The 21636-nt window shown below is 71.8% G+C and carries 17 protein-coding genes; 12 read left to right on the top strand and 5 right to left on the bottom strand.

From position 1 onward, the window contains the following. Positions 1-14 precede the first annotated feature (14 nt). From ACIOFR_RS28610 to ACIOFR_RS28625, 4 genes are all read right to left on the bottom strand, one after another. Positions 15-1169, bottom strand: a complete 1155-nt coding sequence (locus ACIOFR_RS28610; protein WP_401002095.1) for a hypothetical protein — start codon at positions 1167-1169, stop codon at positions 15-17. 10 nt (positions 1170-1179) lie between these two features. Beyond that, positions 1180-1911 (bottom strand): ABC transporter ATP-binding protein, encoded by a 732-nt coding sequence (locus ACIOFR_RS28615; protein WP_401002096.1) that lies wholly within the window; start codon positions 1909-1911, stop codon positions 1180-1182. A 337-nt stretch (positions 1912-2248) separates the two neighbouring features. Beyond that, the gene (locus tag ACIOFR_RS28620; protein WP_350641956.1) at positions 2249-3643 is read right to left on the bottom strand and encodes an aspartate aminotransferase family protein; all 1395 of its coding nucleotides are present in this window, start codon (positions 3641-3643) and stop codon (positions 2249-2251) included. After that, complete coding sequence (locus tag ACIOFR_RS28625) at positions 3640-4113, bottom strand: Lrp/AsnC family transcriptional regulator (RefSeq protein ID WP_033822804.1); 474 nt, start codon at positions 4111-4113, stop codon at positions 3640-3642. The genes ACIOFR_RS28620 and ACIOFR_RS28625 overlap by 4 nt, the downstream gene beginning before the upstream one ends. Before the next feature lie 275 nt (positions 4114-4388). Between ACIOFR_RS28625 and ACIOFR_RS28630 the strand changes: the two genes are divergently transcribed. The 3 genes from ACIOFR_RS28630 to ACIOFR_RS28640 all read left to right on the top strand — a co-directional run bounded on the left by ACIOFR_RS28630 (position 4389) and on the right by ACIOFR_RS28640 (position 8656). Further along, on the top strand, positions 4389-5834 hold the full coding sequence (locus tag ACIOFR_RS28630; protein ID WP_401002097.1) for a gamma-aminobutyraldehyde dehydrogenase: 1446 nt from the start codon (positions 4389-4391) through the stop codon (positions 5832-5834). Positions 5835-6053: 219 nt separating this feature from the next. Then, positions 6054-7412 carry an aspartate aminotransferase family protein gene (locus ACIOFR_RS28635; RefSeq protein WP_401002098.1) on the top strand — a complete coding sequence of 453 codons (1359 nt, stop codon included), beginning with the start codon at positions 6054-6056 and terminating at the stop codon, positions 7410-7412. Between the two features lie 74 nt (positions 7413-7486). Beyond that, a complete protein-coding gene (locus tag ACIOFR_RS28640; RefSeq protein WP_401002099.1) occupies positions 7487-8656 on the top strand; it encodes a spermidine/putrescine ABC transporter substrate-binding protein in 1170 nt (389 codons plus the stop codon). 32 nt (positions 8657-8688) lie between these two features. Here ACIOFR_RS28640 and ACIOFR_RS28645 read toward each other — a convergent pair whose 3' ends face one another. Then, positions 8689-10344, bottom strand: coding sequence for a PucR family transcriptional regulator (locus ACIOFR_RS28645; protein WP_401002100.1), 1656 nt, complete (start codon positions 10342-10344; stop codon positions 8689-8691). Positions 10345-10766: 422 nt separating this feature from the next. Here ACIOFR_RS28645 and ACIOFR_RS28650 point away from each other — a divergent pair, with 422 nt between their 5' ends. The 9 genes from ACIOFR_RS28650 (at position 10767) to ACIOFR_RS28690 (ending at position 21109) form a co-directional block, all read left to right on the top strand. After that, a complete protein-coding gene (locus ACIOFR_RS28650) occupies positions 10767-12284 on the top strand; it encodes a gamma-aminobutyraldehyde dehydrogenase (RefSeq protein WP_401002101.1) in 1518 nt (505 codons plus the stop codon). A gap of 44 nt (positions 12285-12328) precedes the next feature. Next, positions 12329-13576 carry a spermidine/putrescine ABC transporter substrate-binding protein gene (locus ACIOFR_RS28655; RefSeq protein WP_401002102.1) on the top strand — a complete coding sequence of 416 codons (1248 nt, stop codon included), beginning with the start codon at positions 12329-12331 and terminating at the stop codon, positions 13574-13576. Positions 13577-13626: 50 nt separating this feature from the next. Continuing rightward, positions 13627-14772: an ABC transporter ATP-binding protein gene (locus tag ACIOFR_RS28660; RefSeq protein WP_401002104.1), complete on the top strand. Its 1146-nt coding sequence runs from the start codon at positions 13627-13629 to the stop codon at positions 14770-14772. Then, entirely contained in the window at positions 14769-15695 is a 927-nt protein-coding gene (locus tag ACIOFR_RS28665) for an ABC transporter permease (protein ID WP_401002105.1), read from the top strand. The genes ACIOFR_RS28660 and ACIOFR_RS28665 overlap by 4 nt, the downstream gene beginning before the upstream one ends. Continuing rightward, positions 15695-16498: an ABC transporter permease gene (locus ACIOFR_RS28670; RefSeq protein ID WP_401002106.1), complete on the top strand. Its 804-nt coding sequence runs from the start codon at positions 15695-15697 to the stop codon at positions 16496-16498. Before ACIOFR_RS28665 ends, ACIOFR_RS28670 begins: the two co-directional genes overlap by 1 nt. Positions 16499-16555: 57 nt before the next feature. Continuing rightward, positions 16556-17950 (top strand): NAD(P)/FAD-dependent oxidoreductase, encoded by a 1395-nt coding sequence (locus tag ACIOFR_RS28675; RefSeq protein WP_401002107.1) that lies wholly within the window; start codon positions 16556-16558, stop codon positions 17948-17950. Positions 17951-18091: 141 nt separating this feature from the next. Then, positions 18092-18538, top strand: a complete 447-nt coding sequence (locus ACIOFR_RS28680; protein ID WP_401002108.1) for a hypothetical protein — start codon at positions 18092-18094, stop codon at positions 18536-18538. Between the two features lie 56 nt (positions 18539-18594). Then, complete coding sequence (locus tag ACIOFR_RS28685; protein WP_401002109.1) at positions 18595-19416, top strand: hypothetical protein; 822 nt, start codon at positions 18595-18597, stop codon at positions 19414-19416. Between the two features lie 169 nt (positions 19417-19585). Then, positions 19586-21109: a CoA-acylating methylmalonate-semialdehyde dehydrogenase gene (locus tag ACIOFR_RS28690; protein WP_401002110.1), complete on the top strand. Its 1524-nt coding sequence runs from the start codon at positions 19586-19588 to the stop codon at positions 21107-21109. The last annotated feature ends 527 nt before the right edge of the window (positions 21110-21636 follow it).

Below are 21636 nucleotides of genomic sequence, written 5' to 3' on the forward strand. Positions count from 1 at the left end.
GCGGAGCGGCCCCGCTACGCGGTCAGCGCGCCGGAGGCGAGCAGCGCGGTCAGGCCGCCGGTCACCAGCAGGACGGTGCCGGCGGCCAGGGTGCGCAGGGCGACCGCCCCGACCAGCAGGCCGGGAGCGGCGCCGAGCCCGATCAGGTTCAAGGTGACCTCGCGCCGGCTGCTCCTGATCTCCACCAGGCGGGCGGTGACCGCGGCCGCGGCGCAGCCGACCAGCAGCACGCCCTCCGCCACGGGCAGCGGCTCGGCCGTGCCCGGGTGGCCGGTCCAGTGCCGGGCGGCCGTGAGCACCACGGCGAGGGTGAGGACCAGGACCGCGAGCGGGCCGGCCAGTCGGTCCGACTGGGCGGTCAGGCCCCGTCCGGCGAGCAGCCGCAGCGGGGTCGGTCGGCCGAGGGCGAGCAGGCGTCCGCCGAGGGCCAGCAGCGGGCCGGTCAGCAGGGCCGTGCCGAGCGCGGCGAACGACCAGCCGACCAGCAGCGCCGCGCTGGCGGAGCCGAGCCCGGCGGGCAGGTCGATGGGCCGGCCGTCCTGGGCGGCGCCGGGGCGCAGCCCGTACAGCTCCAGCGCGGTGCCGACGACGGTGAGGCCGAGCGGCAGGGCGATCCGCAGCGGTCCGTGGGCGGGGACGGCGGCGGTGCGGGCGGCACGGCCGGGGAGGTGTTCCGGGGCGCTGACGGCGCCCGCCGCGGCGAGTCCACCGACCAGCGGGACGAGCGCCAGCAGGGTGATCGGGGCCGCGGCCGGCAGCGGGGTGCCCATACCGAGGTCGGCGGCGAGCGCGGGGTCGGCGATGTCGTTGCGCAGCACCAGGAAGAGCAGCAGCGCGCCGGCGCTGCCGAACACGCAGGCGAGCGCGGTCTCGCCGGCGATGAGGGCGCGGATCCGGTTGGGGCCGGCGCCGGCGGCGGTCAGCCCGGCGATCCGTTCCGGCCGCTGGGCGGGGACGGCGCGGGCGGTGACGGCGGCGAGCCAGCTCACCGCGGCCAGCGGCGGCAGGCACCAGACCAGGCGGGCCAGTGAGGCACTGGCCGGGTCGCCGAGCGCGCGGCCCAGCGCCCGGAGCAGGAAGGCGGCGACCACGGCGGCGGCGGCCGCGGTGAGCAGCCAGCGGCCGAGGTCGAGGGTCCGGTAGCCCCGGGCGAGTCGGAGGTAGAGCACGGCCGTCCCCTCAGCGCCCGGCCGGGACCGCGGAGGCGTCCCGCGGCGGTACCGGTGCGGCCGGCCCGGTGAGCCGGCCGTCGACCAGCGCGACCGTGCGGTCGGCGTAGCGGGCGAGTTCCGGGTCGTGGGTGGCAAGGACCAGGGTGAGCCGGTGTGAGCGGGCGGCGCTGGAGAGTATCCGCAGGACCTGGTCCTGGGCCTCGCGGTGCAGCGGCGCGGTGGGGTCGTCGGCGAAGACCACGGTGGGCAGCGGGGCCAGGGCCCGGGCGACGGCGATCCGCTGGCGCTGGCTCTGGAGCAGATCGGCGGGGCGCAGGGCGGCGCAGTCGGCGACGTCGAGGCGCTCCAGCCACTCACCGGCGGCCGCGTGGGCGGCCTTGTGGCCGGCGCCGGCGAGCAGCAGCGGCAGGGCGACGTTCTCCCGGGCCGTCAGCTCGGGGACGAGGTGCGGCTCGGAGCCGACGAAGCCGAAGCGCTCCCGGCGCAGCTTCTCGCGGCCGGTCCGGGAGAGGGTGTGGACGGGACCGCTGTTGAACCACACCTCGCCCTCGTCGACCGGGAGGAGGCCGGAGAGGCAGCCGAGCAGGGTGCTCTTGCCCGATCCGCGCGGACCGGTGACCGCGAACACCTCGCCCTCGTGGACGCCGAGGGAGACCCCGCGCAGGGCGGGGGTGCCGTGGTGGGACTTGACGATCCCTCGGGCCCACAGCACGTCGTTGTCAGGCGGGGCCGCTGACATGAGGTTCCATCCTGATGGCTGCGCAGGGATATGACAGTCGTCAGATTAGAACGACCGGGGCTCCCCGTGGTTGCGGCACACTGGCCCATCCGGGGGCAAATCGTCACCAATCCGGCGTGTTGGGTCCGGAAAACCTTGTCCCGGCCGAAACCCGGTGGCGGACCTGGCGGACCTGGCGGACCTGGCGGACCTGGCGGACCTGGCGGACCTGGCGGTCCCGGCGGTCCCGGCGGTCCCGGCGGACCACCGACCGGGTGGCCGACCGGGGCTCGGGGGAAACACCGCAGGGCGGTCCCGGAGGCCGGGACCGCCCTGGCGGCGGAGGGTGGGGGAGGGGTCAGAGCTTCGCCCACGCGTCGGTGAGGCTGGTCCGCAGGATCTGCTCGATCTCGTCGAAGGTCGACTGGTTCGAGATCAGCGGCGGGGCCAGCTGGACGACCGGGTCGCCACGGTCGTCGGCGCGGCAGTACAGGCCGTTGTCGAAGAGCGCCTTCGACAGGAAGCCGTAGAGCACGCGCTCGACCTCGTCGTCGTTGAACGACTCCTTGGTGACCTTGTCCTTCACGAGCTCGATGCCGTAGAAGTAGCCGTTGCCGCGGACGTCGCCGACGATCGGCAGGTCGCGGAGCTTGTTCAGGGTGCCGAGGAAGTTCGCCTCGTTGTCCAGCACGTGCTGGTTGAGGCCCTCGCGCTCGAAGATGTCGAGGTTGGCCAGCGCGACCGCGGAGGACACCGGGTGGCCGCCGAAGGTGTAGCCGTGCAGGAAGGTGTTGTCACCCTTGTAGAACGGCTCCGCCAGGCGGTCCGAGATGATCGTGGCGCCGATCGGGGAGTAGCCCGAGGTCATGCCCTTGGCGCAGGTGATCATGTCGGGCTGGTAGCCGAACTTGTCGGCGCCGAACATGGTGCCCAGGCGGCCGAAGGCGCAGATGACCTCGTCCGAGACCAGCAGCACGTCGTGGCGGTCGCAGATCTCGCGCAGGCGCTGGAAGTACCCGGGCGGCGGCGGGAAGCAGCCGCCGGCGTTCTGCACCGGCTCGACGAAGACGGCGGCGACGGTGTCGGCGCCCTCGTTGAGGATGGCGACCTCGATCTCGTCGGCGCACCAGCGGCCGTAGGCCTCCGGGTCCACCGTGCCGTCGGGGCCGGCCAGGAAGGCGGGGGCGCGGTAGATGTTGGTGTTCGGGGCCTTGTGGGTGCCCGGCACCAGCGGCTCGAACGGGGCCTTCAGGCCCGGCAGGCCGGTGATCGACAGGGCGCCCTGCGGGGTGCCGTGGTACGCGACGGCGCGTGAGATGACCTTGTACTTGGTCGGCTTGCCGGTGAGCTTGAAGTACTGCTTGGCCAGCTTCCAGGCGGTCTCGACGGCCTCGCCGCCACCGGTGGAGAAGAAGACCTTGTTGAGGTCGCCCGGGGCGTAGTTGGCGAGGCGCTCGGCCAGCTCGACGGCCTTCGGGTGGGCGTAGCTCCACACCGGGAAGAAGGCGAGCTCCTTGGCCTGCTTGGCGGCGGCCTCGGCCAGCTCCTCGCGGCCGTGGCCGGCCTGGACCACGAACAGGCCGGCGAGGCCGTCGAGGTACTTCTTGCCCTTGTCGTCAAAGACGTAGGTGCCCTCACCGCGCACGATGGTCGGCACGGGGGAGTTCTCGTACGACGACATGCGGGTGAAGTGCATCCACAGGTGGTCGTAGGCGGTCTTCGAAAGGTCCTTCTGTGCCGGGTCGGCGCTCATCGGGTGCCCCAGGTGTAGGTCTGTTTCCGGAGCTTCAGATAAACGAAGCTCTCGGTGCTCCGCACGCCGGGAAGCGCGCGGATGCGCTTGTTGATCAGTTCGAGCAGGTGCTCGTCGTCCTCGCAGACCAGCTCGGCCAGCAGGTCGAACGAGCCTGCGGTGCAGACCACGTAGTCGACCTCGTCGAGGGCGGCCAGCGCGTCGGCGACGGGTTCGATGTCGCCTTCGATGCGGATCCCGACCATCGCCTGACGGGTGAATCCGACGGTGAGCGGGTCCGTGACGGCGACGATCTGCATCACGCCTTGATCGAGCAGCTTCTGGACGCGCTGGCGCACGGCCGCCTCCGACAGGCCGACGGCCTTGCCGATGGCGGCGTACGGGCGGCGCCCGTCCTCCTGGAGCTGCTCGATGATCGCCTTGGAGGCGGCGTCGAGGGGAACGCTGGCGTTCCGGTCGCGGTTGGCCACGTCGCCACTGTGCCCGATCGGCCCGGGGTGCGCAACCCGTCCGACTGCTGATTTCGTCGCGGTTTCGAAAAATCGGTACGGATTGCGTCGTTCTTCTGCGGAACTCCTGTCGATACCGCCAGGTGGCGCGATAGTCTGGCCAGGTACACGCGAACGCGTGAACACGTCCACATGAGGACAGCGGACCTGCCGTTTCGTCGGGTCCGCCTCGCGCGGTGCCGGAGTACCCTGGCGCCGGAACTGCAACGCCGCAGGCCAGACCGTAGGAGAGACCCGTGAGCGAGCTTCGTACGCTGCGCAACTACATCAACGGTGAGTTCGTCGATGCGGCCGACGGCCGCACGCTGGACGTGATCGACCCCACCACCGGCGAGGTGTACGCGACGTCGCCGCTGTCCGGTGAGGCCGATGTGGACGCGGCCATGGCCGCCGCCGACGCCGCGTTCCCGGCCTGGCGGGACGCCACCCCGAGCACCCGGCAGAAGCTGCTGCTGAAGGTCGCCGACGCGGTCGAGGCGCGCGCCGACGAGATCGTGGACGCCGAGTGTCGCAACACCGGCAAGCCGCGCGGGCTGACCCTCTCCGAGGAGATCGGCCCGATGGTCGACCAGCTGCGCTTCTTCGCCGGCGCCGCCCGCCTGCTGGAGGGCAAGGCCGCGGGCGAGTACATGGACGGCATGACCTCGATCGTGCGCCGCGAGCCGGTCGGCGTCTGCGCCCAGGTCGCGCCGTGGAACTACCCGATGATGATGGCCGTCTGGAAGTTCGCCCCGGCCATCGCCGCGGGCAACACCGTCGTCCTCAAGCCCTCGGACACCACCCCGGCGTCCACCGTGCTGCTCGCCGAGATCATCGGCGGGGTGCTCCGCGACCTCGACCTGCCGGCCGGCGTGTTCAACGTGATCTGCGGCGACCGCGAGACCGGCCGCCTGATGGTCGAGCACCGCACCCCCGCGATGGCCTCGATCACCGGCTCCGTTCGGGCCGGCATCCAGGTCGCCGAGTCGGCCGCCAAGGACGTCAAGCGGGTCCACCTGGAGCTGGGCGGCAAGGCCCCCGTCGTGGTGTTCGAGGACGCGGACATCGCCGAGGCCGTCGAGGGCATCTCGGTGGCGGGCTACTTCAACGCCGGCCAGGACTGCACCGCCGCCACCCGCGTGCTGGTGCACGAGTCGATCCACGACGCCTTCGTGGAGGCGCTGGCCAAGGCCGCGGCCGACACCAAGACCGGCGGCATCGACGACGAGGACGTGCTGTACGGCCCGCTGAACAACGCCAACCAGCTCAAGCAGGTCGCCGGCTTCATCGAGCGGCTGCCCGCGCACGCCAAGGTCGAGGCCGGCGGTCACCGGGTCGGCGAGGTCGGCTACTTCTACGCCGCCACCGTCGTCTCCGGCCTGAACCAGGACGACGAGATCATCCAGAACGAGGTCTTCGGCCCGGTCATCACCGTGCAGAAGTTCTCCGACGAGGACCAGGCCGTCGGTTACGCCAACGGGGTGGACTACGCCCTCGCCTCCTCGGTCTGGACCAAGGACCACGCCCGTGCCATGCGGATGTCCCGCCGCCTGGACTTCGGCTGCGTCTGGATCAACACCCACATCCCGCTGGTCGCGGAGATGCCGCACGGCGGCTTCAAGAAGTCCGGCTACGGCAAGGACCTCTCCTCCTACGGCTTCGAGGACTACACCCGCGTCAAGCACGTGATGACCGCGATCTAGTCGTCCGGCGCCCCTCGGCGCCGTCCGGCGTCCGTCCCGGTACGGACAGCCGCCCACGGGCGCGGGGAACCGCGCGGCCCGGCCTCCTCGGAGGCGTACGGCCGCCGGCCCCGCGCCCGTTCCGCTGTCCGCGCACCCCTGTCAAGCTGTCGGCCGACGCGGGGACCGCCTGACACGATGCACCTGCAGGCGGGGGGCGGATTTCCCTACGCTTGCGGCATGAGCATCCCCACCGCTGACTCGGCTGCCGGGCAGGCCGTCAAGGCCACCGACCGCGCACACGTCTTCCACTCGTGGTCCGCCCAGGCGCTGATCGACCCCCTCGCGGTGGCCGGCGCCGAGGGTTCCTACTTCTGGGACTACGACGGCAACCGCTACCTCGACTTCTCCTCGCAGCTGGTGAACACCAACATCGGGCACCAGCACCCGAAGGTGGTCGCCGCGATCCAGGAGCAGGCGGGGAAGCTCTGCACCATCGCCCCCGGCTTCGCGCAGGAGTCCCGCAGCGAGGCGGCCCGGCTGATCGCCGAGCGCACCCCCGGCGACCTCGACAAGATCTTCTTCACCAACGGCGGCGCCGAGGCCAACGAGAACGCCGTCCGGATGGCCCGGTTGCACACCGGCCGGCAGAAGGTGCTCTCCACCTACCGCTCCTACCACGGCGCCACCGCCAACGCGATCGCACTGACCGGCGACCCCCGCCGCTGGGCCAACGAGACCGGCGTCTCCGGCATCAAGCACTTCTGGGGGCCGTACGCGTACCGCTCCAACTTCCACGCCGAGAACGAGGCGCAGGAGTGCGAGCGCGCGCTGGCGCACCTGGAGCAGGTGCTCGCCTTCGAGGGCCCGGGCACCGTCGCGGCGATCATCCTGGAGACCGTGGTCGGCACGGCCGGCATCCTGATCCCGCCGGCCGGCTACCTGGCCGGGGTCCGGGAGATCTGCGACCGGTACGGCATCGTCTTCATCCTCGACGAGGTGATGGCGGGCTTCGGCCGGACCGGCGAGTGGTTCGCCGCCGACCACTGGGGCATCACCCCCGACCTGCTGACCTTCGCCAAGGGCGTCAACTCCGGCTACGTGCCGCTGGGCGGCGTGGCGATCTCGGCCGAGATCGCGGCGACCTTCGCCGAGCGGCCCTTCCCCGGCGGGCTCACCTACTCCGGCCACCCGCTGGCCTGCGCCTCCGCCGTGGCGACGATCAACACGATGGCCGAGGAGGGCATCGTGGAGAACGCCAAGCACATCGGCGAGACCGTGCTCGGACCGGGCCTGCGCGAGCTGGCGGAGCGTCACCCCTCGATCGGCGAGGTCCGCGGCCTGGGCGTGTTCTGGGCGCTCGACCTGGTGAAGGACCGCGAGACCCGCGAGCCGCTGGTGCCGTACAACGCGGCCGGCGCCGCCAACGCGCCGATGGCCGAGCTGGCCGCTGCCTGCAAGCGGCGCGGCCTGTGGCCGTTCGTGAACATGAACCGCTTCCACGTGGTGCCGCCGTGCACCGTGACCGAGGAGGAGGCCAAGAGCGGCCTGGCCGTCCTCGACGAGGCCCTCACCGTGGCCGACGCGCACACCGTCTGACCCCTCCCCAGCTCCGCACCGCGGCCCCGGGCAGCGCTGCCCGGGGCCGTCCTATGTCTGGAGAACCTCCCCCCATGGTCACCACGCTCTCCCGCCGTTCCGTGATCGGGGCCGCCGGTCTGCTCGGCCTCGGCCCGCTGTCCGCCTGCGGCATCGCCCCCGCCTACGTGCCGGCCGAGCGCCGCTCGGTGCCGGACCGCTCGGAGTCCGACGCCTCGCTCGTCTTCTCCAACTGGACCCAGTACATCGACGTGGAGGAGGGCTCCGGGAAGCGTCCGACGCTGGAGGAGTTCACCGAGCGGACCGGGATCGAGGTCGAGTACAGCGAGGACATCAACGACAACGACGAGTTCTTCGGCAAGATCAGCCCGGTGCTCGCCCAGGGCGGGGCGCCGGGACGCGACCTGATGGTGATCAGCGACTGGATGGCGGCGCGCTACGTGGCGCTCGGCTGGGTGCAGTCGCTCGACCGGGCCAACCTGCCGAACGTCACCCGCCACCTGGACCCGCAGCTCAGCCGGCCCGCCTTCGACCCGGAGCGCGCGCACAGCGTGCCCTGGCAGTCCGGGATCACCGGGATCGCCTACAACCGCAAGGCACTGGGCCGCGAGATCCGCAGCACCGCCGACCTCTGGGCCCCGGACCTCAAGGGCCGGGTGACGCTCTTCGCCGGCATGGACGAGGCGCTCGGCCTGCTGATGCTGGCCCAGGGCGCGGACATCTCCGCGTTCACCGCCGACGACGCCTACCGGGCGATGGCCCGGGTGCAGAAGCTGGTCGACGGCCGCCACATCCGCCGCTTCACCGGCAACGACTACACCAGCGACCTGGCCTCGGGCGCGGCCGTCGCCTGCCAGGCGTACTCCGGCGACGCGATCCAGCTGAAGGCCGAGAACCCGGACATCGAGTTCGTGGTGCCCGAGGAGGGCGGCGAGCTGTGGGCGGAGAGCCTGATGGTCCCGGACCGCGCGCTGCACAAGCGCAACGCCGAGCTGCTGATCGACCACTACTACCAGCCCGAGGTGGCCGCCGAGCTCGCCGCCTTCGTGCAGTACATCTGCCCCGTGCCGGCCGCCCGCGACGTGCTCGCGGGCAGCTCCGACGAGGAGACCGCGGCGCTGGCCGAGGAACCGCTGATCTTCCCGACCGACGAGATGCGGGCCCGGCTGCACACCATGCGCGACGTCACCTCCGCCGAGCGGCCCGGGTTCCACCAGGTCTGGGGCCAGGTCGCCGGGGTCTGAACCGGCCGCACGGAGGGCGCCGCTGACGCCTGTCAGCGGCGCACCGCGTCCAGGGCCAGCAGCGCCACGTGCAGCGACAGGCAGGACTCGACCTGGTCGAGGTCGACCCCGAGGATCCGCTCGACCTTGTGCAGCCGGTCGTAGAACGACGGCCGGGACAGGTGCGCCGCGTCGGCCGCCGCCGACTTGTTGCGGCCCTGCTCCAGGTAGATCCGCAGCATCCGGACCAACTGGCCGCCGTGCTCCGCGTCGTACGCGAGCAGCGGGCCGAGCTCGCGCTCGACGTAGGTCTGCAGCCGCTCGTCGTCGCGCAGCAGGTGCAGCAGACCGCGCAGCCGGACGTCCGGGAGCCGGTAGTACGCGGCGGCCCGGCCGCCGGGGACGTCGTGCAGGGCGGCGTCGGCGACCTGGGTGGCCTCCAGCAGGGTGCGCCGGGCGTCCCGGACCGAGCCGACCGAGGAGCCCACGGCTATCACCGGCTGGGGGAGTGCCGCGGTCGGCTCCCGGGTCGCCTCGGCGAGCAGCTTGCGCAGGGCGGCGGCGAAGGCCTCCAGCGCGGCGTGCTCGTCCTGCTGGGAGCCGAGCGCGACCAGCAGCCCGACGCCCTCGTCGTCGAACGCGCCGACCAGGGCGGACAGCCGGGCGGTCCGGATCGCGGTGGCCGCCAGCTCGGTGAAGTCGCGCAGCCGGGCCTGGGCCTCCAGGGCGGCCGGGATCGGCCCCTGGCGCCGGCGCAGCACCACCCCGACCAGCCGGCGGCCCTCCAGCGGCACCCCCAGTGCCTGGGCGCGCAGCGCCACCTCGGAGACGGTCAGCGCGTGGGTCAGGATCCCGGAGAGCAGGGTGCGGTGGGTCTGGCGCTCCAGGCTCTCCCGGTCGCGGACCACCAGCCGGTTGAGGGCGAGGGTCGCCGCGCCGCGCTCCAGCATCATGGTGTGCCGGTGCTGGACGCCCTCCGGCAGCGGACCGGGCTCGTCGACCAGCACCAGCCGGCCCCAGTCCTGCCCGCGCGCGCCGACCGTGGTGACCAGCCATCCGCTGCGCGGGTCGTGGCCGGTGCGGCCGGGCGGGCGGACCCCGCGGGAGCGGCGCTCCCAGCCCTCCAGCAGCTCGGCCTCCGGCCGGCCGGCCGGGTCGTGGGCCAGGACCTGGTGGGCGAGGTTCTCCAGCACCACCGGCGCCCCGGCCAGCTGGGCGACCTGGCGGACCACCTCGCCCGGCTCGGCGCCCTCGGTGGCCAGCTCGTTGAAGATCTGGTGCACCGCCTCGGAGGTGCGCAGCTGCTCCAGCTGGGCGTTGACCACCAGCGCGTGCACGGCCTCGGTGACGGCGACGAAGCGCAGTTCGCGGCGGAGCACGATCAGCGGCAGCCCGCGCTGCTCGGCGGCGTGCACCAGGGCGCGCGGCAGCGAGTCGAAGTAGCGCCGCCCGAACTCGATGACCAGCCCGGCCACGCCGACCTCGGTGAGCTCGCGGACGTAGCGGGCCAGGCCCTCGCGGTCCTCGGGCAGCGCGATGCCGGTGGAGAGCACCAGCTCGCCGCCCTGGAGCACGCCGGCGACGTCGGGCAGCTCGCTGACGTGCACCCAGCGGATCGGGCGCTCCAGGTGCTCCGCGCCGGCCACCACCTGGGGCAGGCCGCGCCGCATCACGTCCAGGTCGAGCACGCGGGCGACGGTGGGGAGCATCGCGGGTCCTCCTGCGGTTCAGAGTGTCAGGTAAATCATCCATCTCCACGACGCCCTGTCATCCGGATGCAGCCTTGCACCCTGTAAGGCACTCGGAGCGCGGCCTGTCGCAGTGACCCTTGTCACCCGGTCGCCGGAACGGGCATCGTCAGCGAGTCGGCAGTGGCGCTGAGCGCACGTGCCGCCGGAATCCGTCGCGTAACCAGATGGCAACAGCGGAATCCCTTGTGGGCGCCGACAGGGCCTGCCAGGATCCACACAATCCCGGCGATTCGACCTCGCGGGCCGATCCGGAGCTGCCAGGCGCGACTCGACCAGCCGTACCCGCGCAGTACCGGATCCGACTCGTCGACGCGTGCAGCATGACGGCAGCGGCACCCCCACGCCGCTGCCGTCGAACCACCGGGCACATGGAGGAACTGATGGACCTGACCGACTTCAGCGCGGGCGCGCAGTACATCGCGGGCCGGCTGACCGAGGGCACCGGCAGCGAACCTTTCCAGGTCGTCAACCCGGCCGACGGCAGCGTCGTCCAGCGGGTCACGCTGGCCTCCACCGCCGACGTCGACACGGCCGTCGCCGCCGCGCGGGCCGCGTTCCCCGAGTGGTCCGGCGCGACCCCGGGCGCGCGTTCGGAGGCGCTGCTGAAGCTGGCGGCGATCCTCGGCGAGCACGCCGAGGAGTTCGCCCGGACGGAGACCGCGCAGACCGGCAAGCCGATCAAGCTCTCCACCGAGTTCGACGTCCCCGGCACGGTCGACAACACCTCCTTCTTCGCGGGCGCCGCCCGCAACCTGGAGGGCAAGGCGGCCGGGGAGTACTCCGGCGACCACACCTCGTACGTCCGCCGCGAGGCGATCGGCGTCATCGGCTCGATCTCGCCGTGGAACTACCCGCTGCAGATGGCCGCCTGGAAGGTCCTCCCGGCGATCGCGGCCGGCAACACCATCGTGCTCAAGCCCGCCGAGCTCACCCCGCTGACCTCGCTGATGTTCGCCCGGGCGTGCACCGAGGCGGGCATCGCCGACGGTGTGGTCAACGTGGTCACCGGCGCGGGCCGACCGGCCGGCGAGCACCTGATCTCGCACCCCGGTGTCGCGATGGTGTCCTTCACCGGCTCCACGCCGGTCGGCAAGCGGGTCGCCGAGCTGGCCACCGCGACCGTCAAGCGCACCCACCTGGAGCTCGGCGGCAAGGCCCCGTTCGTGGTCTTCGACGACGCGGACCTGGAGGCCGCCGTGCACGGCGCGGTCGCCGCCTCGCTGATCAACAGCGGCCAGGACTGCACCGCCGCGACCCGCGCGTACGTCCAGCGCCCGCTGTACGACGCCTTCGTCGCCGGCGTGGCCGAGCTGTTCGCCGCCGTCCGGCTCGGCGACCCGCTCGACCCGCGCACCGACCTCGGGCCGCTGGTCTCGTACACCCACCGGGACCGGGTGGCCGGCTTCGTCGACCGGGCCCGCGCCCACGGCGCCACCGTGGTGACGGGCGGCGAGGCCCCGGCCGTCGGCCACGACGGCAGCGACCTCACGCGCGGCGCCTACTACCGGCCGACCCTGATCACCGGCGCCCCGCAGGACAGCGAGGTGGTGCAGGGAGAGATCTTCGGCCCGGTGCTGGTCGTGCTGCCCTTCGAGGGCGACGACGAGGGCCTGCGGCTGGCCAACGACACCCCGTACGGTCTGGCGGCCTCCGCCTGGACCACCAACGTGCACCGCTCGCTGCGGGCCACCCGGGAGCTCGCCGCCGGGTGCGTCTGGGTCAACGACCACATCCCGATCATCAGCGAGATGCCGCACGGCGGCTACAAGTCCTCCGGCTACGGCAAGGACATGTCGCAGTACTCGCTCGACGAGTACACGCAGGTCAAGCACGTCATGTTCGACACCACGGCGGTGGCCCGCAAGGACTGGCACCGCACGATCTTCGGAGACCGATAACCCCCGTCGTCTCCCGTCCTCTTCCCCCAGGAGGGTGTCCCCGCATGGAGCTCAACGAGATCACCGGCAGCCTGCCGGACCCGGTCCGCAAGGCCTGGGAACGCAGTCTGACCGGAGGCCGGGCCGCGCTGTCCCGGCGCGCCCTGCTGCAGGCCGGCGCCGTCGCCGCGGGTGCCGGCACCCTTGCCGCCTGCGGCATCCCGCCGGCCAGGAGCTCCGCCACCGGTGACGCGGTCGCCGCCCCCGACCACTCCGACGAGGAGAAGGCGGTGAACTTCTCCAACTGGCCGCTCTACATCGACGTGGACGCCCAGGACGAGCAGAAGCACGCCACCCTCGACGAGTTCGAGGCGGCCACCGGCATCAAGGTCCGCTACACCGAGGACGTCAACGACAACGTCGAGTTCTTCGGCAAGGTCAAGCCCCAGCTCGCGTCCGGCCAGGACACCGGCCGCGACCTGATGGTGCTCACCGACTGGATGGCCGCCCGGCTGATCCGGCTCGGCTGGGCCCAGCGGCTCAACCCCGCCAACCTCACGCACGCCGTGACCAACATCGAGGACCGCCTGCGGACCCCGGACTGGGACCCGAACCGGCAGTACTCCTACCCCTGGGCCGGCATCCAGGTGGTGGTCGCCTACAACAAGAAGGCCACCGGCGGGAAGGCCGTCACCAGCGTCACCCAGCTGCTGGACGACCCCGAGCTCAAGGGCCGGGTCACCTTCCTCTCCGAGATGCGGGACACCGTCGGGATGGTCCTGCTGGAGATGGGCAAGGACCCGGCGAAGTTCACCGCCGACGACTACGACGCGGCCATCCACCGCCTGCAGAAGGCCGTCGACAGCAAGCAGATCCGCAAGTTCACCGGTAACGACTACGGCCAGGAGCTCTCCTCCGGCGACATCGCCGCCTGCGTCGCCTGGGGCGGGGACCTGATCCAGCTGCGGGCGGACAACCCGGACATCGAGTTCGTCATCCCGGACCACGGATACGTCTCCTCGACCGACAACATGCTGATCCCCGCCAAGGCCCAGCACAAGAAGAACGCCGAACTGCTGATCGACTTCTACTACCAGCCGAAGGTCGCCGCGGCGCTCACCGCCGGGATCGGCTACGTGTCGCCGGTCACCGGGGTCCAGGCCGAGCTCGCCGCGCTCGACCCGGACACGGCCGCCAACCCGCTGGTCATCCCCACCCCGGAGATGGCCGCCAAGGTGCACGCGTTCCGCAGCCTCACCGAGGCCGAGGAGAGCGACTTCGAGGACAAGTTCTCCAAGCTGATCGGCGCCTGACCACCACTCGGCCTCCGGGCACCCAGTACGGCATCTGACAGAGGGACACCATGACGGAGCAGCTGCGCGACACCGCGGCCGCCGGCGGAGACGTTCGCCTCACCGGCATCAGCAAGACCTACGGCGCGTCGACCGCCGTCCACCCGCTCGACCTGACCGTGCCCCAGGGCTCGTTCTTCGCCCTGCTCGGGGCGTCCGGCTGCGGCAAGACCACCACCCTGCGCATGATCGCCGGCCTGGAGGAGCCCAGCGGCGGCACCGTGGTGATCGGCGGCCAGGACGTCACCGCACTGCCGCCGTACAAGCGCCCGGTGAACACCGTCTTCCAGAGCTACGCGCTCTTCCCGCACCTCGACATCTTCGAGAACGTCGCGTTCGGGCTGCGCCGCCGGGGACGCAAGGACGTCCGCAAGCAGGTCGAGGAGATGCTCGACCTGGTCGAGCTCGGCCCGATGGCCCGCCGCAAGCCGCACCAGCTCTCCGGCGGCCAGCAGCAGCGCGTCGCGGTCGCCCGCGCCCTGATCAACCACCCCCAGGTGCTGCTGCTCGACGAACCGCTCGGCGCCCTCGACCTCAAGCTGCGCCGCCAGATGCAGCTGGAGCTCAAGCGGATCCAGACCGAGGTCGGCATCACCTTCGTCCACGTCACCCACGACCAGGAGGAGGCCATGACCATGGCCGACACCATCGCGGTGATGAACGGCGGCCGGATCGAGCAGCTCGGCGCCCCCGCCGACCTGTACGAGAACCCGGCCACCACCTTCGTGGCGAACTTCCTCGGCCAGTCCAACCTGATCCCCGCCGAGGTCACCGGCCGCTCGGGCGACGACCTGCTGCTGAGCGCCTCCGGCGTCCGGCTCGCCCTGCCGAAGGCCCGCTGCGCCACCGACGCCACCCGGGTCCACCTCGGGGTGCGCCCCGAGAAGATCACCATCGCGCACGCCGACACGGTGGTGGCCGACGGCCGCAACCAGGTCGCCGGCACGGTGGTCGACTCCAGCTTCATCGGCGTCTCCACCCAGTACGTGGTGCGCGCCGAGACCGGCCAGGAGCTCGCCGTCTTCGAGCAGAACATGGACCGCGACGTGCGGATAGCCGCCGGCGCCCCGGTCGTCCTGCACTGGAACCCGGCCCACTCCTTCGGCATGGACGCCACCCAGGCGATCGACGCCGGCACCGCGGAGGAGGCGGCATGACCACCACCACCGAGGCGGCGCCGGCCCAGGTCGTGCCGCTCGCCGAGCCCCGGCGCACCCGCCGCAGACTCACCCCGTACTGGCTGCTGCTGCCCGGCATCGCCTGGCTGGTGGTCTTCTTCGCGGTACCGATGGTCTACCAGGGCTCCACGTCGCTGCAGACCGGCTCGCTGGAGGAGGGCTTCCGGGTCACCTGGCACGTCGCCACCTACTGGGACGCCCTGGTCGAGTACCGCTGGCACTTCGTCCGCTCGTTCTCGTACGCGGCCACCGCCACCCTGCTCTGCCTGGCCATCGGCTACCCGCTCGCGTACACGATCGCCTTCAAGGCGAGCAAGCGCTGGCGCAACGTCATCCTGATCCTGGTGATCGCGCCGTTCTTCACCAGCTTCCTGATCCGCACCCTGGCCTGGAAGACCATCCTGTCGGACGGCGGCCCGGTGGTGGGCGGCCTCAACGCGCTGCACCTGCTGGACCTCAGCGACGCCGTGGGCCTGACCTCCGGGCACCGGGTGCTGGCCACTCCGCTCGCGGTGGTCTGCGGTCTGACGTACAACTTCCTGCCGTTCATGATCCTTCCGCTCTACACCTCGCTGGAGCGGATCGACCCGAGGCTGCACGAGGCGGCCGGCGACCTGTACGCACGGCCGTTCACCACCTTCCGCAAGGTCACCTTCCCGATCTCGCTGCCCGGCGTGGTGGCCGGCACCCTGCTCACCTTCATCCCGGCCTCCGGCGACTACATCAACGCCCAGCTGCTCGGCTCGCCGAGCGAGCAGATGGTCGGCAACGGCATCCAGAAGCAGTTCCTGAACGTGCTCGACTACCCCACCGCGGCGGCGTTGAGCTTCATCCTGATGGCCCTGATCCTGGGCATGGTGACGGTCTACATGAAGAAGGCCGGAACGGAGGACCTGGTCTGATGACCCGATCGATCGCATGGGTCCGCCGGAACCTCGTCGTCCTGGCCGGCATCCTCGCCCTCGCCTACCTGGTCCTGCCGAACCTGGTGGTGCTCGCCTTCTCGTTCAACAAGCCCGCGGGCAAGTTCAACTACGAGTGGAGGGAGTTCTCCACCGACGCCTGGACCGACCCCTGCGGTGTCGCCGACATGTGCGGCTCGCTCACCCTCAGCCTGAAGATCGCCGCCCTGGCCACCCTCGGCGCCACCGTGCTGGGCACCATGGTCGCCTTCGCACTGGCCCGCTACCGCTTCCGCGGCCGGTCCGCCACCACCGCGATGATCTTCCTGCCGATGGCGATGCCCGAGGTCGTGATGGCCGCCTCGCTCGGCACCCTCTTCCTCAACATGCGCATCCCGTTCGGCTTCACCACCATCCTGATCGCGCACATCATGTTCTGCCTCAGTTTCGTGGTGACCGCCGTCAAGGCCCGCGTGATGAGCATGGACCCCCGGTTGGAGCAGGCCGCCCAGGACCTCTACGCCACGCCCCTGCAGACCTTCCTCAAGATCACCCTGCCGCTGGCCGCCCCCGGCATCGCCGCCGGCGCGCTGCTCAGCTTCGCGCTCTCCTTCGACGACTTCATCATCACCCAGTTCAACTCGGGACCGACCACGGTCACCTTCCCGATGTTCGTCTGGGGCGCCTCCCAGCGCGGCATCCCGGTCCAGGTCAATGTGATCGGTACCGCGATGTTCCTCGCCGCGGTGGTCCTCACCGTCGTCGGCCAGACGATCGGCAACCGACGAAAGGCGCGCGCCTGACACCCCGACCGGCAGGCCGCGCGACACCATCGACGACCAGAAAGTAGCTGATAGAGCATGGACTCCGCCCGTGCGCTCAGTGACGTCCAGCCGACCCCCTTCTGGCTGGAGGATCCGGGCCGGCCGCAGGCCCTGCCCGCCCTGGTCGGCGACACCACCTGCGACCTGCTGGTCGTCGGCGGCGGCTACTCCGGCCTGTGGACGGCACTGATCGCCAAGGAGCGGGACCCCGCGCTGGACGTCGTCCTGGTCGAGGGCCACGAGATCGGCTGGGCCGCCTCCGGGCGCAACGGAGGCTTCTGCGCGGCCAGCCTCACCCACGGCTTCGGCAACGGCCTCCAGCGCTGGCCCGGCGAACTCGCCGAGCTGGAGCGCCAGGGCGCCGCCAACCTCCAGGCCATCGAGGACGCGGTCAAGCGCTACGGCATCGACTGCGAGTGGGAGCGCACCGGCGAGATCGACGTCGCCACCCAGCCCCACCAGCTCGCCGAACTCCACGAGGTCGCCGAAGCGGTCGCCGAGTACGGCCTGGACCTCACCGTCCTGGACGCGGACGAGCTGCGCCGCGAGGTCGACTCCCCGACCTTCCTCGGCGGCGTCTGGGACAAGGACGGCGTCGCCATGGTCCACCCGGCCAAACTGGCCTGGGGGCTCAAGGCCGCCTGCCTGGCCCAGGGCGTGCGGATCCACGAGCGCACCCGCGCCACCGACATCGCCGAGTACGGCAGTGGCATGGCCGTCCGCACCCCGTACGGCCGGATCCGCGCCCGGCGGGTGGCCCTCGGCACCAACGTCTTCCCGTCGCTGGTCCGCCGGGTGCGCCCGTACATCGCCCCGGTCTACGACTACGCGCTGATGACCGAGCCGCTCACCGCCGAGCAGCTCGCCTCGATCGGCTGGAGCGGACGCCAGGGCCTCGGCGACAGCGCCAACCAGTTCCACTACTTCCGGCTCTCCGCCGACAACCGCATCCTCTGGGGCGGCTACGACGCCGTCTACAACTACGGCGGCAAGGTCCGGGCCGAGTACGACCAGCGGCCGGAGACCTTCCGAACCCTCGCCCGGCACTTCTTCGAGACCTTCCCGCAGCTGGAGGGCGTGCGCTTCACCAACGCCTGGGGCGGCGCGATCGACACCTGCACGCGCTTCTCGGCCTTCTTCGACACCGCCTACCGGGGCAAGGTCGCCTACGCCGCGGGCTTCACCGGCCTCGGCGTCGGCGCCACCCGCTACGGCGCCGAGGTGATGCTCGACCTGCTGGCCGGCGAGCTGACCGAACGGACCTCGCTGGAGATGGTCCGCAGCAAGCCGCTGCCGTTCCCGCCGGAGCCGGTCCGCTGGGCCGGCATCGAGATCACCAAGTGGTCGCTGGACCGCGCCGACCACAACGGCGGCCGGCGCAACCTGTGGCTCCGCACGCTCGACCGCCTCGGCCTGGGCTTCGACAGCTGACCGGTCACCCGACCCCGAAGGGGGCGCGTCCATTCCTGGATGCGCCCCCTTCATGCTGGTCCCGTGCCCAGCCACCCGTGTAAGAGCCGACACCCCTCCCGCTCTCCCCGTGGTGAGAACCCATCGAGCGGAGGAAACACCATGGCCCCCGGAAATCCCCACGAGACCGCACTCGGCTGGCTGGCCGGCGCGGCCCCCGACCCCGACCGCTGCCGGCAGGACTGGGCCAGGGCCGGCTCCGCCCTGCTGCTCCTGCCCGCCGGACAGCAGTGGGACCTGCTGTCCGTCCCCGATGCACTCGGCCTGCCGGCCCTCGACGTCCTGACCCGGCTGCCCGGCGGCGGCCCGGTGCTGGCCGGCTCCGGACAGGTCGGCTTCCTCGTCCCGGTCGGCACCGCCGCCCGCTGGTTCGGCACCGGCGTCAAGGTCGCCGGGCCCGGACTGTGGGTGGCCCTGCCGCACCCCGCCCGACGACGACACGGTCTGCGCTGGCTGGTCCCCCCGGACGGCTCAGGCCGCCTGGTCGATCCCGTCCTGCTGGAACTGGCCCTGCACGACGCGGCGGCCCGCCGCCACACCGCCGGATGAGGCCGACGGCCGAACCAGCCCCTGCACCCGCGGCCCCGGGACGGGAGACTTGGGGCATGACCCCGAGCCTGCTCGCCGAGGAGCACCTCCAGCTGCTGGAGACCGCCCAGCCGTACTGCCTGCGGCACGCCCTCGCGCTGGCCGGCACCGAGGCCCTGCGCGCCCACGGACTGGCCGTCGGCCGTTCCACCGGACTGGCACTGATCGCCACCGAGGGCCCGCCGCTGGAGGAACTGGCGGCCGGCCTCGCCGAGACCCTCCGAGCCTCCGGCTTCCCCGTCCGGGCCGAACCGGGCACGCCCCGGCGGGTCCAGCTCTCCGGCGCCTCCTGCCCGGTCGAGCTCCGCAAGGAGCCGCTGCGGCACCCGCCCCTGCTGCTGGACGCCCCCGTCCCGGTGATCGCCCTGGCCGACGCCGCAGGCCTGGCCGTCCTCGAGCTCTGCGACCGCGCCCTGCCCGCCGACCTGGCCGCCGTCCACGCGCTGACCGACCACTTCCGTGAGGGCGAGCTGCTCGCCCTCACCGCCGGACTCGACGAGGACTTCCAGCCCGCCGTCCTCGCCGACCGGCTGGAGGGCGCCGCCGAACTGGCCGGCGCCCACCGCCCCGCCCTCCAGGCCTGGGCCCAGAACTGGGCCCAGGACCTGCGGCTCGACCTCATGGAGACGCTCACCCTGCCGGACGGCCTGCACGACCCCTACCTGGAGGAGACCGACCCCGAGCGCGACGACCCGGACGGCGATCCGGATCGGGGCGGGCCGGAGGCGGTCGGGCCGGCTCGTGGCGGGCCAAACGCGGGTGGGCCAAACGCGGGTGGGCCGGACGCGGGTGGGCCGGGGCTCGATGGCCCGGAGGGCCGTACCCCCGACGACCTGTAAGGGTGAATCTCCGTTCCCCGTCATGCTGCTCGTTGAGACCCGCCCGCCCGGTCACCAGACTGGAACCTGAGCGCGGGAGCCCCGTGTTCCCGCCGCCCGGCCGTCGTCCGGGTGGTGCCGGCACGGTACCGGCGGCGCTGCGCCGTACGGACTTCGGAGGCAGAAGACCTTGAGCAAGCACATCACGCACTGGATCGGCGGCGCCCCCGTCGCCACCGCCGGCTCCGCGCCCCGGCGCGGCGACATCTTCGACCCCGCCACCGGCCAGGTCGCGGGCCAGGTCGACTTCGCGGAGATCGCCGAGGTCGACCAGGCGGTGGCGGCCGCGTCCGCCGCGTTCGCCGAGTGGCGCACGGCCTCGGTGGCCAAGCGGACCCAGGTGCTCTTCAACTTCCGCGAGCTGTTCAACGCCCGCAAGGACGAGCTGGCGGCGATCATCGTCTCCGAGCACGGCAAGGTGCACGCGGACGCGCTCGGCGAGCTGGCCCGCGGCCAGGAGGTCGTGGAGTACGCGTGCGGCGTCCCGCAGCTGGTCAAGGGCGGCTTCACGGAGCAGGCCTCCACCGGGATCGACGTCTACTCGATCCGCCAGCCGCTCGGCCCGGTGGCGATCATCTCGCCGTTCAACTTCCCGGCCATGGTCCCGATGTGGTTCTTCCCGCTGGCGATCGCGGCCGGCAACTCGGTCGTCCTCAAGCCGTCCGAGAAGGACCCGTCCGCCGCGAACTTCCTGGCCCAGCTGTGGAAGGAGGCCGGTCTGCCCGACGGCGTCTTCAACGTCGTCCACGGCGACAAGGTCGCGGTCGACCGCCTGCTGGAGCACCCCGACATCAAGTCGGTCAGCTTCGTCGGCTCCACCCCGATCGCCCGGTACGTCTACGAGACCGGCACCCGGTACGGCAAGCGCGTGCAGGCGCTCGGCGGTGCCAAGAACCACATGCTGGTCCTCCCCGACGCCGACCTCGACCTCAGCGCCGACGCGGCCATCAACGCCGGGTTCGGCGCGGCCGGCGAGCGCTGCATGGCGGTCTCGGTCCTGGTCGCGGTCGACCCGATCGGCGACGAGCTGGTCGACAAGATCAAGTCCCGGATGGCCACCCTCAAGGTCGGCCCGGGCTGCAACGGCGACTCGGAGATGGGCCCGCTGGTCACCGGGCAGCACCGGGACAAGGTCACCTCCTACGTGGAGTCCGGTGTCGCCGACGGCGCCGAGCTGAGCGTCGACGGCCGCAAGCACACGATCACCGCGGAGGACGCCACCGGCGCCCCGACCACGGACGGCTTCTGGCTCGGCCCGACCCTGTTCGACCACGTCAAGCCCGGCATGTCCGTCTACAACGACGAGATCTTCGGCCCGGTCCTCTCGGTCGTCCGGGTCGCCTCGTACGAGGAGGGTGTGGAGCTGATCAACTCCAACCCCTACGGCAACGGCACCGCGATCTTCACCAACGACGGCGGTGCGGCCCGGCGCTTCCAGAACGAGATCGAGGTCGGCATGGTCGGCATCAACGTGCCGATCCCGGTCCCGGTCGCCTACTACTCCTTCGGCGGCTGGAAGGCCTCGCTCTTCGGCGACGCCCACGCCTACGGCCCGGACGGCGTCCAGTTCTTCACCCGCGGCAAGGTCGTGACCCAGCGCTGGCTCGACCCGTCGCACGGCGGGATCAACCTGGGCTTCCCGACCAACTCCTGACCGACCCCCGACCGACCCCGACCGACTCCTGAGCAGTGGCCGCCCGGCCCGCCCGCCGTCCTCCGACGGTGCGGCGGCGCCGGGCGGCCCTCGTTTGCCTCTCGCGGGGGATGGGCGTAGTGTTCTCTAGTCGCTCGGCTGGGAGCACCGGACACGTGTCTACGCGGACGGTCCCGGGGCGGCTAATCCCTTGAAACACCCTCTGTATTCGGCTGGGCCGTGCTTTGTCGCGTCCCGGTGTGAATTGGTGTGCGTGTTTTTAATGGATTGCGGTCGGATTCGCTTTTCGGAGTGGCTCTCGGCTAGAGTTCGGAACGTCGGACAGGCCGTCAGGTCGGGCCGGCGGAAGGCGAATCGGACAGGGAAGCCCGGAAACGGCGCGGAAAACGTCTGATAAGCTGGAAACACGAAAGACCGGCAAGTCGGGTGAGCGAAACTCCGGAAAACGGAGCGGAAAACATCTGGTAAGCTGGGAAACACGAACGAAGCGCCCGGAGGGCCCGCTGGAAGGCGGTCCGAAGGAAGTG

This window comes from Kitasatospora sp. NPDC088346, assembly GCF_044740765.1.
GTDB lineage: Bacteria > Actinomycetota > Actinomycetes > Streptomycetales > Streptomycetaceae > Kitasatospora.

Coding starts and splice junctions, on each gene's coding strand:
- ACIOFR_RS28640 (WP_401002099.1), top strand. CDS start 7,487: ATGGTCACCACGCTCTCCCGCCGTTCCGTGATCGGGGCCGCCGGTCTG.
- ACIOFR_RS28635 (WP_401002098.1), top strand. CDS start 6,054: ATGAGCATCCCCACCGCTGACTCGGCTGCCGGGCAGGCCGTCAAGGCC.
- ACIOFR_RS28675 (WP_401002107.1), top strand. CDS start 16,556: ATGGACTCCGCCCGTGCGCTCAGTGACGTCCAGCCGACCCCCTTCTGG.
- ACIOFR_RS28680 (WP_401002108.1), top strand. CDS start 18,092: ATGGCCCCCGGAAATCCCCACGAGACCGCACTCGGCTGGCTGGCCGGC.
- ACIOFR_RS28645 (WP_401002100.1), bottom strand. CDS start 10,344: ATGCTCCCCACCGTCGCCCGCGTGCTCGACCTGGACGTGATGCGGCGC.
- ACIOFR_RS28650 (WP_401002101.1), top strand. CDS start 10,767: ATGGACCTGACCGACTTCAGCGCGGGCGCGCAGTACATCGCGGGCCGG.
- ACIOFR_RS28620 (WP_350641956.1), bottom strand. CDS start 3,643: ATGAGCGCCGACCCGGCACAGAAGGACCTTTCGAAGACCGCCTACGAC.
- ACIOFR_RS28685 (WP_401002109.1), top strand. CDS start 18,595: ATGACCCCGAGCCTGCTCGCCGAGGAGCACCTCCAGCTGCTGGAGACC.
- ACIOFR_RS28615 (WP_401002096.1), bottom strand. CDS start 1,911: ATGTCAGCGGCCCCGCCTGACAACGACGTGCTGTGGGCCCGAGGGATC.
- ACIOFR_RS28665 (WP_401002105.1), top strand. CDS start 14,769: ATGACCACCACCACCGAGGCGGCGCCGGCCCAGGTCGTGCCGCTCGCC.
- ACIOFR_RS28660 (WP_401002104.1), top strand. CDS start 13,627: ATGACGGAGCAGCTGCGCGACACCGCGGCCGCCGGCGGAGACGTTCGC.
- ACIOFR_RS28655 (WP_401002102.1), top strand. CDS start 12,329: ATGGAGCTCAACGAGATCACCGGCAGCCTGCCGGACCCGGTCCGCAAG.
- ACIOFR_RS28670 (WP_401002106.1), top strand. CDS start 15,695: ATGACCCGATCGATCGCATGGGTCCGCCGGAACCTCGTCGTCCTGGCC.